Genomic DNA, 17,239 nt, shown 5'->3' on the forward strand with positions numbered 1-17,239 from the left:
AATTTCAAAATCGCCGAAATTAACCTTAAAGGCCCCCTGGCTATATAGAAGAGCTCTTCGCAAACGCTTTCTTCTATATAGCTACAGCACCCCCGCCTCGCGCAGCACAGTGATCTCTTCCTCACCAATCCCCAGCAGCGCCTGCAGCACTTGCGCCGTATGCTCTCCCAGCAAGGGCGGCGCCCTTGTGTATTCGACTGGCGTTTCGGACAGCCGAATAGGGCTGGCCACCTGCGGAACACGCCCGGCCAGCACATGAGGGAGCTCTATGGCCAAACCCCGCGCCACCACGTGCGGATCGGCGAACACCTGAGCCAGATCATTGACCGGCCCGCAGGGCACACCGGCTGCCTCCAGCTCACTGACCCACTGGGCAGTGGCCTTGAACACTGTCACTTGGCGAATCAACGGAATCAGCTCGGCACGATGAGCTACTCGCAGTTTGTTGGTCAGGAAGCGAGGATCTTCCGCCCACTGCGGCTGCCCCGCCACAGCGGCAAACTTCCTGAACTGACTGTCATTGCCGACAGTCAGGATCAGGTCGCCATCGGCAGTGGGAAAATCCTGATAGGGCACGATGTTGGGATGAGCATTTCCCAAACGCTTGGGCGCTATTCCGGTAGTCAGGTAGTTCATGCCCTGATTGGCCAGACAGGCCACCTGTACATCCAGCAGCGCCATATCAATGTACTGGCCGATATCGCTTTGATCACGATGGGCCAGAGCGGCGAGAATGGCCGTCGTCGAATACAGACCCGTCAGGATGTCGGTCAATGCGACGCCGACCTTCACCGGCCCCGCACCCTCCTCACCATCAGGCAAGCCGGTAAGACTCATCAAGCCACCCAGCGCCTGAATCATGAAATCGTAACCCGGACGCCGCGCATACGGCCCGCTTTGCCCAAAGCCGGTAATGGAGCAATAGATCAGCCTCGGGTTGACCACCTTCAGCGACTCGTAATCCAGCCCGTAAGCCGCCAGCCCGTCGACCTTGAAGTTTTCGATCACGATGTCGGACTTCGCCGCCAGCTCGCGCACCAGCCTTTGCCCTTCAGGGCGCGTGAAGTCGATAGTGACTGACTGTTTATTACGATTGGCGGACAGGTAATAGGCCGCCTCGGTAGTGTTCTGCCCCGCAGCATCCTGAAGGAACGGCGGCCCCCATGAGCGAGTGTCATCGCCGCCCCCTGGGCGCTCGACCTTGATCACATCGGCGCCAAGGTCAGCAAGGATCTGTCCGGCCCATGGCCCGGCCAGGACTCTCGACAGGTCGAGCACCCGGATATGCGAAAGCGCGCCCATGATCAGCCCTCCTTAATAGAAAGCCTGAATGCCGGTCTGCGCACGCCCCAGAATCAACGCATGCACGTCGTGCGTGCCTTCGTAGGTATTCACAACCTCCAGGTTGACCAGATGCCTGGCGATGCCGAACTCATCCGAGATGCCATTGCCGCCCAGCATGTCGCGAGCCATGCGCGCGATATCCAGCGATTTGCCGCACGAGTTGCGCTTCATGATCGAGGTGATCTCCACGGCAGCCGTACCTTCGTCCTTCATGCGCCCCAGACGCAGGCAACCCTGCAAGGCCAGAGTGATTTCGGTCTGCATGTCTGCCAGCTTCTTCTGGATCAGCTGATTGGCCGCCAACGGACGGCCGAATTGCTGGCGGTCCAGGGTGTACTGCCGCGCGGTGTGCCAGCAGAACTCTGCAGCACCCAGCGCGCCCCAGGAAATGCCATACCGTGCCGAGTTGAGGCAGGTGAACGGCCCCTTCAGACCGCGCACGTCGGGGAAGATGTTCTCTTCGGGCACGAACACGTTATCCATGACGATCTCGCCGGTGATCGATGCGCGCAAACCGACCTTGCCGTGGATGGCCGGAGCGCTCAGGCCCGCCCAGCCTTTTTCGAGAACGAAACCGCGGATATCGCCGGCATCGTCCTTGGCCCACACTACGAACACATCAGCGATCGGGCTGTTGGTGATCCACATCTTGCTGCCGCTCAAGCGGTAACCACCCTCGACGCTCCGGGCGCGGGTGATCATCGCTCCAGGGTCGGACCCATGATCGGGCTCGGTCAGGCCGAAGCAACCGATCCATTCGCCAGAAGCCAGTTTGGGCAGGTACTTCTGTTTCTGGGCCTGCGTACCGAACTCGTTGATCGGCACCATGACCAGCGAGGACTGCACACTCATCATCGAACGGTAGCCCGAATCGATACGTTCGACTTCACGCGCGATCAGCCCATAACACACGTAATTCAGACCGCTGCCACCGAACTCTTCCGGGATGGTCGCCCCCAAGAGCCCCACCTCGCCCATCTCGCGAAAGATGGCCGGGTCGGTTTTCTCGTGACGGAATGCTTCCAGCACGCGCGGGGCCAGCTTGCTCTGGGCGAACTGCTCGGCCGTGTCGCGGACCATGCGCTCTTCTTCGGTGAGCTGTTGATCCAGCAACAAGGGGTCAATCCAGTTAAAGCTTGCCTTACCGCTCATGCCAGTTCCTCGCGTTCAGATGAAATCCTGCAGTGATCCTAGTCCTGGCCCATGCCAGCGACAAACGAGGTTTTATCAAGCGTGTGTGCTAATTTCTCACTCCGAGACACATAAAGGCGCTCCAAAACAAAAATACCAGTGAGAAGAAAGTACATGAGACGCAAGATACCCAGCACGACTGCACTGGTCAGCTTCGAGGCAGCCGCCCGCCACGAGAGCTTCACCAAGGCCGCTCATGAGCTGTCCCTCACGCAAGGCGCCGTGTGTCGGCAAATCGGCGGGCTGGAAGAGTTTCTCGGCGTCGAGCTGTTCCGGCGTTCGCGCAGGGGCGTAAAGCTCACGGAAGCCGGGCTTTCCTATAGCCGTCGTGTTTCCCAGCAACTGGACGCGGTCGAGCGCGACACACTGTCGGTCATGGGCCAACAAGGCGCCAATGCCATCGAGCTCGCCGTGGTGCCGACCTTCGGCACTCAGTGGCTGCTGCCGCGCCTGAAGGACTTCCAGCACAAGCATCCCGACGTCACGGTCCACCTGACCAACCGCACCCGCCCATTCCTGTTTGCCGACACCGACTTCGATGCCGCCATTTATTTTGGCGATGCGGACTGGTCCGGCACCCAGTCGCATCGACTGATGAGCGAAAACTCCATGCCGGTCTGCAGCCCCTCTTTTCTTGAAGGTCGCGACAGTCTGGGAGCACGTGAACTGGCCGAACTGCCGCTGCTGCAACAGACCACCCGGCCCTACGCCTGGCGCCAATGGTTCAATGCGCAGGATCTGGATGTCGCGCGCGACATGACCGGTCCGCGCTACGAGCTGTTCTCGATGCTGGCGCAGGCGGCCATGCATGACATGGGCGTTGCTCTGATTCCTCCCTTCCTCATTCAACGCGAACTGCAGGAAAAGCGTCTGGTGATCGCGAACACTCGGTCGCTGCCCGGCAGTAAGGCCTATCACCTGATGATTCCTGAGCGCAAAGTTGAATCGGCATCGCTGACTGCGTTTCGTGACTGGCTGATCGAACAGGCCAGGGCTTACCAGTTGCCCCAGGAAAAATCCGACCCATATCTCAGGTAGCCCATAGCTGTTGGCACCTACAGATATAAACTTATGTCGCCCTTAAATAACTTCCGATCGCGCACAGAAAACGGGACATAACCCTTTATTTATAGGGTCTATAGGTCGATACGGCGCATTTATCGGATTTTCGGCAGAAAAACTTTTATCACCTGTTTTTCGTAAGGAATATCGTCGCAGCCCATACAGACAAAGGGCCCTGTCGAATAAGTGCGACAATAGGTCACAGTGTGACTTGTAGTTCACCTATAGTTTCGTTACAGAATGTATTGAAGCCTGCAAACTTCGCCTGCAAAATGCCCCGCCCCTGCTGCAAAGGGGTGTGCTGATTGGCCAAGCCAGACGCACCAGCCGTAGTGCACTGGCCTACATACGAACGATAAAAAATCGCGCAGGAGATTTGTCGTGCACATTGGCGTTCCTCTCGAAACACAAGCGGGCGAAACCCGGGTAGCTGCTACTCCGGAAACCATCAAAAAGCTGATCAGCCAGGGTCACCGGGTTACGGTGCAAAGCGGCGCAGGCCTTCATGCCAGCTTTCCAGACAGCGCTTACGAGGCTGCTGGCGCGGTGATCGGTGACACGCACCAGACCTATGCGGCCGAACTGATTCTCAAGGTCGTCGCACCTGACGAAGAGGCGCTGAGCCTGATCAAAAGCGGCTCGGTGGTCATCGGCATGCTCAACCCCTTCAACAACGAACTGATCGGCAAGATGGCCGCACGTGGCATTACCGCGTTCGCCCTGGAAGCCGCGCCGCGCACATCGCGGGCGCAAAGCCTTGATGTGCTGTCTTCGCAAGCCAACATTGCGGGCTATAAGGCAGTACTGCTCGCCTCGCATCACTACCCGCGCTTCATGCCTATGCTGATGACCGCTGCCGGCACCGTCAAAGCTGCCCGGGTGCTGATCCTCGGCGCAGGCGTTGCCGGCCTGCAGGCCATTGCCACCGCCAAAAGACTTGGCGCCGTGGTAGAAGCTTCGGATGTGCGTCCGGCAGTGAAGGAGCAGATCGAGTCGCTGGGCGCGAAATTCATTGATGTGCCCTACGAGACCGACGAAGAGCGCGAATGCGCCGAAGGCGTTGGTGGCTACGCGCGCCCGATGCCGGCCAGCTGGATGCAACGCCAGGCCGCCGCCGTGCATGAGCGCGCGAAACTGTCGGACATCGTCATCACGACCGCACTCATTCCCGGCCGCAAGGCCCCGGTGCTGCTCGGCGCAGAAACCGTGGCGCAGATGAAGCCCGGCTCGGTGGTGATTGACCTGGCCGCTGCACAAGGCGGCAACTGCCCGCTGACCGTTGCCGATCAAGTGGTTGTCGAGCACGGCGTGACCATCGTGGGCCACACCAACCTGCCCGCTCTGGTCGCTGCCGATGCATCGGCGCTCTACGCCCGCAACCTGCTGGACTTCATGAAGCTGCTGTTCGACAAGGACGGCACATTCTCGATCAACCTCGAAGACGACATCGTCGCCGCATGCCTGATGTGCCGCGACGGGCAAGTTGTCCGCAAGAACGGCTGAGGACACACCAATGGAAGAGCTGATTTCCCCCGGCGTCTACAACCTGATCATTTTCGTACTGGCGATTTATGTCGGCTACCACGTGGTCTGGAACGTCACGCCTGCGCTGCACACGCCACTCATGGCGGTCACCAATGCCATCTCTGCCATCGTTATCGTAGGTGCCATGCTAGCCGCCGCGCTCACGGTCACACCGCTGGGCAAGACCATGGGCACGCTGGCGGTCGCACTGGCAGCCGTGAACGTGTTTGGCGGGTTTCTGGTCACTCGGCGGATGCTGGAAATGTTCAGGAAAAAGGCCCCCAAGGCAAAGGATGAGGCGCCCAAGTCATGAGCATGAATCTGGTTACCCTGCTGTACCTGATCGCATCGATCTGCTTCATCCAGGCACTCAAAGGCTTGTCGCACCCGACCACCTCGCGCCGTGGCAACCTGTTCGGCATGCTCGGCATGGGCCTGGCGGTCATCACCACGATCGGCCTGGTCTTCAAGCTCGCGGCACTGTCTACCGCTGAAGGGACCAGCGCGGGCATCGGCTACATCGTAGTCGGCCTGCTGGTGGGCGGAACCGCTGGCTCGATCATGGCCAAGCGCGTCGAAATGACCAAAATGCCGGAGCTGGTGGCGTTCATGCACAGCATGATCGGCCTGGCCGCGGTGTTCATCGCTATCGCTGCAGTCGTCGAACCTCAATCACTGGGCATCGTTCGCAATCTGGGCGATGCGATTCCGGCCGGCAACCGTTTGGAGCTGTTCCTCGGGGCAGCCATCGGTGCGATCACCTTCTCGGGTTCGGTCATCGCTTTCGGCAAACTCTCGGGCAAGTACAAATTTCGCCTCTTTCAAGGCGCACCGGTACAGTTTTCCGGCCAGCACACGCTCAACCTGGTCCTTGGCCTGGCCACGCTGTTCTTCGGCCTGACCTTCATGTTCACCGGCAGCCTCACTGCCTTTGCGATCATGCTGGCGCTGGCCTTCGTCATCGGTGTGTTGCTGATCATCCCGATTGGCGGGGCCGACATGCCGGTAGTGGTGTCGATGCTCAACAGCTATTCGGGCTGGGCAGCCGCCGGTATCGGCTTTTCGCTGAACAACTCGATGCTGATCATCGCAGGCTCGCTGGTGGGCTCCTCGGGCGCGATTCTCTCCTACATCATGTGCAAGGCGATGAACCGCTCGTTCTTCAACGTGATCGGCGGCGGCTTCGGCGGCGCAACGGACTCGGCAGGCCCGGCGGGTGCGAAGGAAGCACGCCCGGTGAAGTCCGGCTCGGCAGACGACGCAACCTTCTTGCTGACCAACGCCGACACGGTGATCATCGTGCCCGGTTACGGCCTGGCAGTGGCTCGCGCCCAGCACGCGCTCAAGGAACTGACCGAGAAGCTCGTACACCGCGGCGTCACCGTGAAGTACGCCATTCACCCGGTGGCCGGACGCATGCCCGGGCACATGAACGTGCTGCTGGCCGAAGCCGAAGTGCCTTACGACCAAGTGTTCGAGATGGACGACATCAACTCCGAATTCGGTCAGGCCGATGTGGTGCTGGTGCTCGGTGCCAACGACGTGGTCAACCCGGCCGCCAAGAACGATCCGAAATCCCCTATCGCCGGGATGCCCATCCTGGAGGCGTTCAAGGCCAAGACCATCATCGTCAACAAACGCTCGATGGCCAGTGGTTACGCAGGTCTGGATAACGAATTGTTCTACCTGGATAAAACCATGATGGTGTTCGGAGACGCCAAAAAGGTGATCGAGGACATGGTGAAGGCCGTCGAAAACGCCTAGCCTGACCCCGCTCCATTGAAGCCCCGGCTCGCTTGGCGACCGGGGCTTTTTACATTCCGCGTAACAGTGTTTTGCGCTGGAACCCGCTAATTAGAGCGGTCAAATGCGACCTTGGTAGCAGGACGAAGATCGGCCAAGGCTCTAGACTTGTCGTTCGCTTCTATCTACGAGACAGACCCATGTACCGTGACCGTATCCGCCGGCCCTCCCTGATGAGCAAGGTTATGAGCGCAGCCGACGCTGCCGCCTTGATTGAAGACGGCATGACCGTCGGCATGAGTGGCTTCACCCGTGCAGGCGAAGCCAAGGCTGTGCCCCACGCGCTGGCCGAGCGCGCCAAAGTGACGCCGCTGAAAATCAGCCTGATGACCGGCGCCAGTCTGGGCAATGATCTTGACAAGCAGCTGACCGAGTCCGGTGTACTGTCCCGGCGAATGCCCTTTCAGGTCGACAGCACGCTGCGCAAGGCGATCAACAACGGCACGGTGATGTTCATCGATCAGCATTTGTCCGACACCGTCGAGCTGCTGCGCAATCGACAGATCAAGGCGGTGGACCTGGCCGTGATCGAATGCGTGGCGATCACCGAAGAGGGCCATCTGGTGCTGAGCACCTCCGTGGGCAACTCGGCCAGCTTTGCCATCCTGGCCAAACAGGTCATCGTGGAAATCAACCTGTCCCAGCCACTCGAGCTTGAAGGTCTGCACGACATTTATATACCCAGCTACAGACCGACACGCCTGCCGATTCCAGTCCTGGAGGCAGATTCGCGTATCGGCAGCCACGCGGTGAAGATCGACCCGGCAAAAATAGTCGGCATTGTCATCAGCAACCAGCCTGACTCGCCCTCCACGGTAACGCCGCCTGACGCCGACACTCAGGCCATTGCCAATCATCTGGTGGAGTTCTTCAAGAAAGAAGTGCGCGAAGACCGGCTGACCGACAAGCTGATGCCGTTGCAGGCCGGGATAGGCAACATTGCCAACGCCGTGATGCACGGCCTGCTGGCGTCTCCCTTCACCGACCTGACGATGTACTCCGAGGTGCTGCAGGACTCGACATTCGACCTGTTCGATGCAGGCAAACTGACCTTTGCCTCGGGCAGCTCCATGACCTTGTCGGCGGCCAAGCACGCTGAGGTCTTTGCCGACTTCAATCGCTACAAATCCAGGCTGGTACTGCGCCCGCAGGAAATCTCCAACCACCCCGAGGTGATCCGTCGCCTGGGTATCATCGGGATCAATACCGCGCTGGAGTTCGACCTGTACGGCAATGTGAACTCCACCCACATCTGCGGCACACGCATGATGAACGGCATTGGCGGTTCCGGGGACTTCTCGCGTAACGCACACCTGGCGATCTTCGTCACCAAATCGATCGCCAAAGGTGGCGCGATCTCCAGCGTCGTGCCCATGGTCAGCCATGTCGACCACACCGAACACGATGTCGACATCCTGGTCACCGAGCAGGGCCTGGCGGACCTGCGCGGTCTGGCGCCACGCGAACGCGCCAGAGTAATCATCGATAACTGCGTGCATCCGGATTATCGCGATGCGCTGAACACCTATTTCAGTGCCGCTTGCGCCGTGGGCGGGCATACCCCGCACATCCTGCGCGAAGCACTGAGTTGGCACATCAACCTGGAAGAAACCGGGCGCATGCTGCCAGCCTGAACAGGACAGTTGGAAGTGAGCAAGCGCTTTTCCGATTCACTTTCAGCTGGCACCCGAGGGCTTATCGAAAAACTGTACTGCTGTACCGGTCATAAAACTGCCTTGAAAGGTCAAAATCACCACAATCGACCACAAAATGCACCCATAAAGTGCAGACCGGTACAGTTGCCCCATTTATGAACAAAACAGTGTCCAATCACAGTTAACTGAACCCTCACAATACAGGTGAACTGTGTCTATGGAAGCTGGACGCACGCGAGGAAAATGGGCACCAGTCAAGCAACTCACTTATCCCGCCACAAGCGGAAGGAAGTCACACCATGGAACGTACAATCAGTTCCGATCTGTTCAGCGAAAGCACCGTTACCACCGCAAAAGCCTCTCTGCCTCTGCGCGTATTCGCCAACCTGATGCTCTGGCAGCGTCGCCTGTCCAGCCGCCACCAGCTGGCCCGTCTGGATGCACGCCTGCTGGCTGACGCCGGTATCAGCGAATCCCAGCGTTACGAAGAGCTGAGCAAGCCGTTCTGGCGCTAAACATGCGCCCGCTGGTCCTTGACCTCTAGGTCTCCCACCAGCAACCCGAATTGCTTCATACAAAACCCGTCTCAGGCAACTGAGACGGGTTTTGTCGTTTCAGGGGCAGATTCAGAGCGCGCCGGCCAAACCAGTACAGATTTAACAAAATCAAAATACGGCAGGTACAGTCATCAAATATTGCAAACTGTGTAAGCCGAAACCGTCGACCTTCATGACAACTGCAGTATGGGTGGGATAGTCTAGCGCTCTACCTCAGCCCTTCGGCTTCACAGGCAGTCTGTGCCCACTTGTCCACAACGGAACTCGATCATGTCTCTGCTACGTAACCTTGGCGCTGTCTTTCTGTTGACCGCCGCAGCCGGTGCAAACGCCTCCAGCTTCATCGTCACCACTGACGCAGTGGTCGATGCCGTCAATGCATCGACCCGCGCGACCTCCAACGTGTCCTCTTCCCTGAAAGACGACAAGATCGTTCTTGCCGCCCGTGACGACGCCGCCAGCTTCGTGGCCAGCTCTGGCGACATCCGCAGCGCCCGCCTTGAAGGCGCGTTGCAGCACATCCGCCAGGTCCTGCCTGAACTGCAAGCCAGCGACAGCCAGCTGGCTCAGGCCATTCTGGCCATCTGACCGCTGCGCCCCGGCTACGTGCCGGGGTAGCTCTGGCCCGCGCATTGCGCTAGCCTTGGAGCCTGTTTTGCCGGTTCGTGAAAGTCATGCGTTTAGTGCACCTTCTGTATATCGCTCCCTTTGCCAGCCTGATGTACGTCAGTCAGGTTCAAGCGTTCGATACGACCACGCAAGGCCTGGTCAAGACCGCCTATGCCACCAGTCAGGTCTCGACAGGACCGTTCGATAACAAACTGATCATGGCTGCCCGGGACGATGCGGCTGCATTCATCGCCAGCGACGGAGAAATGCGTGGCGCCCGGCTTGAGTCAGCGCTGCACGCCCTGCGTCAGGCAGATGCAAAACTTCATGCCAGCGACCTTGAACTGGCGCAGGCAATCCTCGTCCAATAGCCACTTTCCCCTCTTCGCGTAACTGGAGACGTCACTACATGCGTACCCCGCTGATTGCTGCTTCCCTTGGCCTGCTCTTGCTGGCCGACTTTGCCCAGGCCCAGACTGTTGTGGCCACGAGCAACATCATCGTTCGTGCGTTCGGCCGTACCATCGATTTCACTTCCGACACCACCACATCGATCCGCGACTCCAAGGTCGTTCTCCAGGCCAAGGACGATGCTGCCAGCTACGTTGCCACCGGTGGTGATATCCACGGTGCCCAACTGGATGCTGCGTTCGACACGCTGCGTAGCCGCGTGCCGGAAGCGCGTGATGCAAGCGATCAGACCCTGGCTGAAGCAATCCTCGCATTGTGAGGCGGTTTCGCGCCTGGCTGCTTGCTGGCGCGCTGTCGCTGGTCGGTACGCATGCCTTTGCCAGCCTGAAGCTGGAACTGCACACCGACGGCCTTGATGCGCCCCAACAACAAGCCAGCCAGGCGCTGCTCGACGAAGCCCTGCACGCATTACCGCCCAGCTTCGTCGCAGCACTGGACCGCACCGTCGAGGTGAGCTGGTCCGCTGACATGCCGCAGAACGCCTACGGTCAGGCCGCCGGTCCCTATCAGCTGTACCTCAACAGCCACCTGCTGACGTCCTTGACGGACGGCTCGGCAGCCACCGCTCAGACGGGCCGGCCACACGGTACGGTGCGCCGGGAGCTGCTCGCTACTGTCCTGCACGAGCTGACCCACGTCTACGACCGCGCCCGCCTGTGGTCTCCCAGCGAGCGAGCGGCGATTTTTCGCTGCACATCACGTAGCAGTTCGCTGGGCAAGGTCGGTCTGCCTGACGACTGCCGCGGCCAGACCGAGCGCCGCTTCACCCTGAGTGACGATCCACGCCTGCTGGACCTGGCGGGCTGGCAGCAATATGTCGGACGTCGTGGCGAACGCGAGGAACATAACGGCCAGGTCGCCCGCAGCCCGGACATCTACGAAACCACCAGCCCGCTGGAGTTCGTGGCGGTGAACATGGAGTACTTCCTCCTCGATCCGGCCTACGCCTGCCGTCGCCCTGCCCTGTATGCCTATTACAAGGAGCGTTTTGGCTGGGCACCTGCAGCCCATAATGAATGCCCGACGTTTTACCCCTACCTGAATGCCGGCAGCGACTTCGGCCGAGAGCCACTGGGCAAGCTGGACCCGGAGCGGGTGTATGCGGTGGATTATCTGCTGGCCGAGGCGAACCAGAACTGGGCAAGCCGCTGGGGCCACAGCATGTTGCGCCTGGTGATTTGCAAACCCGGCCGCCCGCGTGGTCCGGATTGCCGACTGGACCTTGATCAGCACCTGGTGCTGTCGTACCGGGCGTTTGTCGGCGACGTGCAGCTGTCCAGCTGGGACGGCCTGATGGGGGCCTACCCGTCGCGCCTGTTCGTCCTGCCACTGGCGCAGGTCATCGATGAATACACCAAAACCGAGCTGCGCAGCCTGGCGTCGGTACCAATCAAGCTGTCGCGTCCGGAAATAGAAGGGCTCGTGCAGCACGCCGCCGAGATGCACTGGAGCTACGACGGCAACTACTACTTCCTCTCGAACAACTGCGCCGTTGAAAACCTGAAGCTGTTGCGCGCCGGTACGCACAACCCCAAGCTCGTCGGCCTGGACAGCATCTTGCCCAACGGTTTGCTTGAAGTCCTTGAAGGCCGCGGGCTGGCTGACACCAGTGTATTGGACGATCCCAAGGAAGCGCTGCGTCTGGGCTATCGGTTCGACTCCTACCGGGATCGCTATCAGGCGATGTTCGAAGTGCTGAAGAAGCACCTGCCGATCAAACAGAACAGCGTGGAAGACTGGATGGCACTGCCCGCCAGTGAGCGCAGCCAGTGGTTTGCTAAAGCAGACCTGCGTACCAGCGCTGCGATTCTGCTGCTGGAGCAGGCCAGCCTGCGCAGGCAACTGTTGTTGGCCCAGGACGAAGTGAAACAGAGCTATCTGGGTGCACGGGAGTTGAAAGACGGCAAGGTTTCCAACGCCACCAAAACGCTGCAGGAGATCCTCGCCAGCAGCGGGTTCCTCAGTCGGCCTGCCGAGCTGCTGGGCAGCGACGGGTACGGTTTGCCACAGGCAGGAGAATGGCAGCGTCTTGAAGCAGAAAGCAGTCAGCGCCAGAAGCAGCTCAAGCGCCTGACCGGTGATCTCGACAAGGAGGTGCGAGCCCTGCTGGAGCCTGAGCGCGCCAAAGAGATTGCCGCCAACGAAGCCAACCTCAAACAGGTGTCGGAGCACCTGAGGGCGTTGCACAAGGCTGCAGGCGGGCTGCAGCTGCCGTGATCAGGCTGCTTTCTTTTTCGGTTTGAGGTATTTGACCAGGCCCTGGAACCAGATCACCAGGGCCGGGTTGCCCTTGATCTGAATATCCTTGTCCTGAATGCCCTTCATGAACGCCAGCTGCTTGTTCTTCGCCTGGAGAGTATCAAAGCCAAAGGCTGCATCACGAAACACGATGGCAAAGGCCGGCTCTGCAACCGTACCACTTGCACTGCGGATCCGTTGCTCATGGACCACGAAGTGACGTGAAATCTTGCCATCTGCAGTCTGCAACTGAAAGGTCAGGTCCTTGCCAGCCAATTGCTGCTGGAACGCCGGATTGTTACGACTGGCGCGGGCCATCAGCAGGCCCAGCATCCACAACAGGAAACGAAATTTCATACACGGCCTCTGAACACGCGGGTTCCGACTCGGAATCGGCGTAGCAGTGTAGCGGGTTATCGGCGCAAAACCTGTAGGACAAAATGGATTTCGAGGGAGATCGGCACAAAACAGCCCTCGAATATGAGGATGCTGCTCCGCGTGGGGAGCAGCATCACACTGACATCAACGAATGCTGTTGATGCTGCCTTTGTTACCCGTGACCTTTACATCGACCTTCTTGAAGATGAAGTAGTCTTTGACGCTGACTTCGTAGCGCGGCGCAACAATCAGGTCGGCACCGGAGGATTTAACCGCCTTGAAGGCAGCTGCCGCTTTGGTCGTCGAGACAGGATCAGGCAACGCCAGACCCAGGCCGCCACCGCCAGCTGCACCACCGTAGGTCACGCCGTCGGCGAACTGATTATCGCCGCCGAAGCTCAGGAAGTTGAACAGCACGTTGGTGGACGACTCGCCGCTGATAGTGCCGCCAACCTTGACGTCAGCCTTCAGGTCGGTTTTGACCGTGCCTTCCAGCGGCGCGCTTGGCTGACTGACGTTGTAGCTCACACAACCGCTGGTTGTGGCGATCAGAGCCGCAACAGCAGCAAACTTCCATGGCTTTTTCATTCTGGATTTCCCAAGAGTAATTGAAGGGGTGCAGCAGGGGCGGCACTCTAAGGGAATCAGCAACAAGAAAAAGTCAGGCAAAGCTGGGGCTTTGGAAGGCAATTACACGCAATGGAGTAGGACAATTCTCACAGGGAGCGAGAGGCATCATCGGCGTCATACGGCAGAAACAAGAAACGGGCACCCAATCCGATTGGTGTGCCCGCCTGTGGGTCGTGCGCCTCCCGCCGAGGCGCACACCGGGGTATCAAGGGTTGACGCTGTCTTTCAGGGCTTTCCCCGGCTTGAAGGCAACCGTGTTGCTTGCCTTGATTTTGACCGGCTCCCCGGTCTGAGGGTTCTTGCCAGTGCGGGCGCCACGGTGGCGTTGCAGAAAAGTACCGAAACCTACCAGCGTGACACTGTCCTTGCGGTTCAGTGCGCCAGTAATCTCTTCAAGAATGGCATTGAGAACGCGATTGGATTGCTCTTTGGTGAGATCCGCCTTTTCAGCGATGGCGGCTGCAACTTCTGGTTTACGCATATGAAGCCTCTTTTACGGTTTTTTGTTTTTATGTCCCGCGCCGCTTTTGTAAAACAACGGCCACAAGGCGCCGCGACAGCTCTACGTAGCGGCAGACAAGACCGAGGATGGCATGCCGAACTGACCCGCGCCAGTGCATGAGCGCGGTTTATTGGCAGAAATACGGGGTCAATCCGACAAAATGACGAGAAATCACGCCAATAACGCGGGCAGCACCTTGTTGAGTGCGAGTTTTTCCATAACCGCAGCGCCTGTCAGGGCATAGCCCAGCAGATGGCCGTCGGCGTCGTGACACAGCGCTTTGATATCAGCGCCCTGCCCTTCGACGCTCCAGTGGCCATCGCTGCCACGCGGCGGCGGCGAAACCACCAGCGGGCAGGCTGGCGTCTTCACGGTGATCGGCATGGGCCCGTATTTGACTGAGGTCGGGTTTCCGGCCAGCGTCTGGGCCAAGGCACGAGCGCAGCTCATCAACGGCATCACGTAGAGCAGGTTGAGACCATCGACCTCAGCGCAATCACCCAGCGCGTGGATGTTGGCGTGGGAGGTTTGCAGCAGGCGGTCGACCAGAATGCCGCGCCCGGTCTGCAGGCCGGCAGCAGCGGCCAGCTCGATGCGAGGACGCAGGCCGATGGCTGAGACCACCAGATCGCAGTCAATCACCTGCCCGTCCGACAAGTGCGCTTGCAGGCCCTCGCCATTGCGATTCAGACGGGTCAGCACCGGCCCCAGATGGAAACGTGCACCCAGGCTTTCAAGGCCAGTTTTCACCGCAGCCGCCGCCTCAGGGGGCAACAGGGTCGGCATGACCTGTTCGCACGGCGCCACCAGATCCACTTCATAGCCGCCCAGGATCAGGTCGTTGGCGAATTCACAGCCAATGAGCCCTGCGCCGAGAATCAGCACCCGACGCTTGCCCGACGCAGCCGCACGGAAACGGGCGTAATCCTGAAGATCGTTGATCGAAAAAATCGCGTCGCCTGCATCGCCTTCCACCGGTACACGAATGGCTTCGGCGCCCCAGGCCAGCACCAGATCGCGGTAATACACCGCCTCTTCGCCGATCCACAGGCGTTTGTGCCCGGCATCGATCCCGCTGATGCGCGTGTGCGTGCGGATCTCGGCCTTGAGCTGATCGGCCATGGCGCCGGCTTCAGCCATGCTCAGGCCGTCGGCTTCCTTGTTTTTGCCAAAGCCGGTAGAGAGCATCGGCTTGGAGTAGGAACGGCCATCATCGGCCGTGATCAATAGCAGCGACGTGTCTGCGTCCAGCTTGCGAAACTCCCGAGCAAGGTTATACCCCGCAAGGCCGGTGCCGATGATGACGACAGGTGCGCTCATTGTCCTTTCCTATTTCACTGTGCCTGGTGCTCGTTGTTGCCAGCCCTTGTCTGCAGGCAGCAATCAACCGATTTCGATCATTTCAAAGTCCATCTTGCCCACGCCGCAATCCGGGCACAGCCAGTCTTCCGGCACATCCTGCCAGAGGGTGCCGGGCGCAATTCCGTCATCCGGCCAGCCATCGGCTTCGTTATAGATCAGGCCACAGACGATGCATTGCCATTTCTTCATGTCAGGTTCTCTCGTTTATCAGGCTCAATAGCGTACGACGGTCGGTTGCCGTCTTCTGAAGGGGCGTTGTACTGATCGACAGGCGCGGATGCAAGTCTGATTCTATAACTCAGGCTCTACCGACCGTCGGTCGAAACCGGCAATCATGCTAAGCTCGCGGCCTCGTTGGCTGCCGGAACTGGCTTACCGTGACCCAGCAATCCCCCGCATTCATTGGCCCTGTCTGGTTTGAGCGCGAGCAATTGATCGACGTGCCGGACCCGGTAATGCTCGACTGGTTGTTCAATCAGGACTCCCTCACTCGCCGCTTGGACCGTTTGTCTGATGGTCGTTTCAGCGTATTTCCGCAGTTTGAAGGCTGGCAGCCGTTGCGCCCTGATGAGTGCCTGGCGCTGGGCCTGCCAGAGGCTGGCGAGGGCTGGGTGCGCGAGGTGTATTTGCGCGGCAACGGCAAACACTGGGTGTTCGCGCGCAGCGTCGCCGCCCGTAGCGCCCTGCAGGATGGCGGCCTGAATATGGATGAGCTGGGCACTCGTTCTCTGGGTGAGTTGCTGTTCAGCGACCCGGCGTTCGTGCGCGGCACACTTGAGGTGTGTCATTACCCCGAGGCCTGGCTACCCGCTGCCGACGCAGCGCGCGGACTGTGGGCACGCCGCTCGCGATTCGATCGCGGCGCATTGAGCGTGCTGGTCGCCGAAGTTTTCCTGCCAGCCCTGTGCACTGCGATCCACGACAAGGACCACGCCTGATGTACCTGTCCCTCCTCAAATCCCTCAATCGTCTGAGCCCGCGCGCCTGGGACTTCATCCAGCTGACACGCATCGACAAGCCCATCGGCGTCTACCTGCTGCTGTGGCCGACCCTGTGGGCGGTCTGGATTGCAGGCAAGGGCGCTCCGTCGCTGCAGACCGTGTTCATTTTTGTGCTCGGCGTGTTTCTGATGCGGGCGGCAGGCTGTGTGATCAATGACTTCGCCGACCGCAAGGTGGACGGCCACGTCAAACGCACCGAGCAACGTCCGCTGGTCAGCGGCAAAGTCAGCTCCAGGGAAGCGCTGGTGCTGTTTGCGGTGCTGGTCGGCCTGAGCTTTGTGCTGGTGCTGTTTACCAACGCGACGACCATCTGGCTGTCGTTCGGCGGTCTCGCCCTGGCGGCCAGCTATCCGTTCATGAAGCGCTACACCTATTACCCGCAAGTGGTGCTGGGTGCTGCGTTCTCGTGGGGCATGCCGATGGCCTTCACCGCCGAAACCGGCGAGTTGCCCGCTGCAGCCTGGTTGCTGTACATCGCCAACCTGCTGTGGACGGTGGGCTACGACACCTACTATGCCATGGTCGATCGCGACGACGACCTGAAAATCGGCGTGAAATCCACCGCAGTACTGTTCGGCGATGCCGACCGGGTCATCATCCTGACCCTGCAAGGGCTGGCACTGGGCTGCCTGATACTGGCCGGTGCGCGCTTCGAACTGGGCGCGTGTTTCTACATCGGCCTGCTGGCAGCGGCAGGCTGTTTCGCCTGGGAATTCTGGAGCACCCGTGAGCGCGGGCGAGACGCCTGCTTCAAGGCCTTCCTGCACAACCACTGGGCCGGGCTGGCGATATTCCTGGGCATCGTCGCCGACTACGCGGTGCGCGGATAACGGCCACTGCCAGCCTGCGCACGACTGAAATAAATTCATGATCGCGAGGCCTGCGGGCCCCCGCAGCCTGTCAGCGTGCTAG

The 17,239-nt window shown here is 59.8% G+C and carries 19 protein-coding genes; 12 read left to right on the forward strand and 7 right to left on the reverse strand.

Annotated features, from left to right (window positions below):
• Positions 1-81 precede the first annotated feature (81 nt).
• Both PI739_RS16205 and PI739_RS16210 read right to left on the reverse strand, forming a co-directional pair.
• A complete protein-coding gene (locus PI739_RS16205; RefSeq protein ID WP_176556720.1) occupies positions 82-1,305 on the reverse strand; it encodes a CaiB/BaiF CoA transferase family protein in 1,224 nt (407 codons plus the stop codon).
• 9 nt (positions 1,306-1,314) lie between these two features.
• Positions 1,315-2,496 (reverse strand): acyl-CoA dehydrogenase, encoded by a 1,182-nt coding sequence (locus PI739_RS16210; RefSeq protein WP_003368026.1) that lies wholly within the window; start codon positions 2,494-2,496, stop codon positions 1,315-1,317.
• A gap of 153 nt (positions 2,497-2,649) precedes the next feature.
• On the opposite strand from PI739_RS16210, the gene PI739_RS16215 reads away from it, so the two are divergent.
• From PI739_RS16215 to PI739_RS16260, 10 genes are all read left to right on the forward strand, one after another.
• Entirely contained in the window at positions 2,650-3,573 is a 924-nt protein-coding gene (locus tag PI739_RS16215; RefSeq protein ID WP_054082243.1) for a LysR family transcriptional regulator, read from the forward strand.
• A gap of 405 nt (positions 3,574-3,978) precedes the next feature.
• Entirely contained in the window at positions 3,979-5,100 is a 1,122-nt protein-coding gene (locus PI739_RS16220) for a Re/Si-specific NAD(P)(+) transhydrogenase subunit alpha (RefSeq protein WP_054082244.1), read from the forward strand.
• 10 nt (positions 5,101-5,110) lie between these two features.
• Positions 5,111-5,434, forward strand: coding sequence for an NAD(P) transhydrogenase subunit alpha part 2 (locus PI739_RS16225; RefSeq protein ID WP_002555867.1), 324 nt, complete (start codon positions 5,111-5,113; stop codon positions 5,432-5,434).
• Positions 5,431-6,885, forward strand: a complete 1,455-nt coding sequence (locus PI739_RS16230) for an NAD(P)(+) transhydrogenase (Re/Si-specific) subunit beta (RefSeq protein WP_003432845.1) — start codon at positions 5,431-5,433, stop codon at positions 6,883-6,885. The genes PI739_RS16225 and PI739_RS16230 overlap by 4 nt, the downstream gene beginning before the upstream one ends.
• A 179-nt stretch (positions 6,886-7,064) precedes the next feature.
• Positions 7,065-8,558: a succinyl-CoA:acetate CoA-transferase ScpC gene (locus PI739_RS16235; protein WP_003368016.1), complete on the forward strand. Its 1,494-nt coding sequence runs from the start codon at positions 7,065-7,067 to the stop codon at positions 8,556-8,558.
• A gap of 320 nt (positions 8,559-8,878) precedes the next feature.
• Positions 8,879-9,094, forward strand: a complete 216-nt coding sequence (locus tag PI739_RS16240; RefSeq protein ID WP_002555870.1) for a DUF1127 domain-containing protein — start codon at positions 8,879-8,881, stop codon at positions 9,092-9,094.
• 312 nt (positions 9,095-9,406) lie between these two features.
• Positions 9,407-9,724 (forward strand): DUF2388 domain-containing protein, encoded by a 318-nt coding sequence (locus PI739_RS16245; RefSeq protein ID WP_003368015.1) that lies wholly within the window; start codon positions 9,407-9,409, stop codon positions 9,722-9,724.
• A gap of 86 nt (positions 9,725-9,810) precedes the next feature.
• Positions 9,811-10,116 carry a DUF2388 domain-containing protein gene (locus tag PI739_RS16250; RefSeq protein WP_003368014.1) on the forward strand — a complete coding sequence of 102 codons (306 nt, stop codon included), beginning with the start codon at positions 9,811-9,813 and terminating at the stop codon, positions 10,114-10,116.
• A 38-nt stretch (positions 10,117-10,154) separates the two neighbouring features.
• Positions 10,155-10,475, forward strand: coding sequence for a DUF2388 domain-containing protein (locus PI739_RS16255; protein ID WP_003368012.1), 321 nt, complete (start codon positions 10,155-10,157; stop codon positions 10,473-10,475).
• Positions 10,472-12,433, forward strand: coding sequence for a DUF7844 domain-containing protein (locus tag PI739_RS16260; RefSeq protein ID WP_054082245.1), 1,962 nt, complete (start codon positions 10,472-10,474; stop codon positions 12,431-12,433). The genes PI739_RS16255 and PI739_RS16260 overlap by 4 nt, the downstream gene beginning before the upstream one ends.
• Here PI739_RS16260 and PI739_RS16265 read toward each other — a convergent pair whose 3' ends face one another.
• The 5 genes from PI739_RS16265 to PI739_RS16285 form a co-directional block, all read right to left on the reverse strand.
• On the reverse strand, positions 12,434-12,811 hold the full coding sequence (locus tag PI739_RS16265) for an SCP2 sterol-binding domain-containing protein (protein WP_003432843.1): 378 nt from the start codon (positions 12,809-12,811) through the stop codon (positions 12,434-12,436). It abuts the gene before it with no gap.
• 165 nt (positions 12,812-12,976) lie between these two features.
• Positions 12,977-13,420, reverse strand: coding sequence for a hypothetical protein (locus PI739_RS16270; RefSeq protein WP_003432842.1), 444 nt, complete (start codon positions 13,418-13,420; stop codon positions 12,977-12,979).
• Between the two features lie 247 nt (positions 13,421-13,667).
• Entirely contained in the window at positions 13,668-13,943 is a 276-nt protein-coding gene (locus tag PI739_RS16275; RefSeq protein WP_003316110.1) for an HU family DNA-binding protein, read from the reverse strand.
• A gap of 192 nt (positions 13,944-14,135) precedes the next feature.
• On the reverse strand, positions 14,136-15,284 hold the full coding sequence (locus tag PI739_RS16280; RefSeq protein ID WP_054082246.1) for an NAD(P)/FAD-dependent oxidoreductase: 1,149 nt from the start codon (positions 15,282-15,284) through the stop codon (positions 14,136-14,138).
• A 63-nt stretch (positions 15,285-15,347) separates the two neighbouring features.
• The gene (locus PI739_RS16285; protein WP_002555879.1) at positions 15,348-15,515 is read right to left on the reverse strand and encodes a rubredoxin; all 168 of its coding nucleotides are present in this window, start codon (positions 15,513-15,515) and stop codon (positions 15,348-15,350) included.
• A 188-nt stretch (positions 15,516-15,703) separates the two neighbouring features.
• On the opposite strand from PI739_RS16285, the gene PI739_RS16290 reads away from it, so the two are divergent.
• Positions 15,704-16,264 carry a chorismate--pyruvate lyase family protein gene (locus PI739_RS16290; protein ID WP_054082247.1) on the forward strand — a complete coding sequence of 187 codons (561 nt, stop codon included), beginning with the start codon at positions 15,704-15,706 and terminating at the stop codon, positions 16,262-16,264.
• Positions 16,264-17,157: a 4-hydroxybenzoate octaprenyltransferase gene (ubiA, locus tag PI739_RS16295; protein ID WP_054082248.1), complete on the forward strand. Its 894-nt coding sequence runs from the start codon at positions 16,264-16,266 to the stop codon at positions 17,155-17,157. The genes PI739_RS16290 and ubiA overlap by 1 nt, the downstream gene beginning before the upstream one ends.
• Positions 17,158-17,239: the final 82 nt, after the last annotated feature.

Origin of the sequence: Pseudomonas cerasi (assembly GCF_027983475.1) — a bacterium.
Taxonomy (GTDB): Bacteria; Pseudomonadota; Gammaproteobacteria; order Pseudomonadales; family Pseudomonadaceae; genus Aquipseudomonas; species Aquipseudomonas cerasi.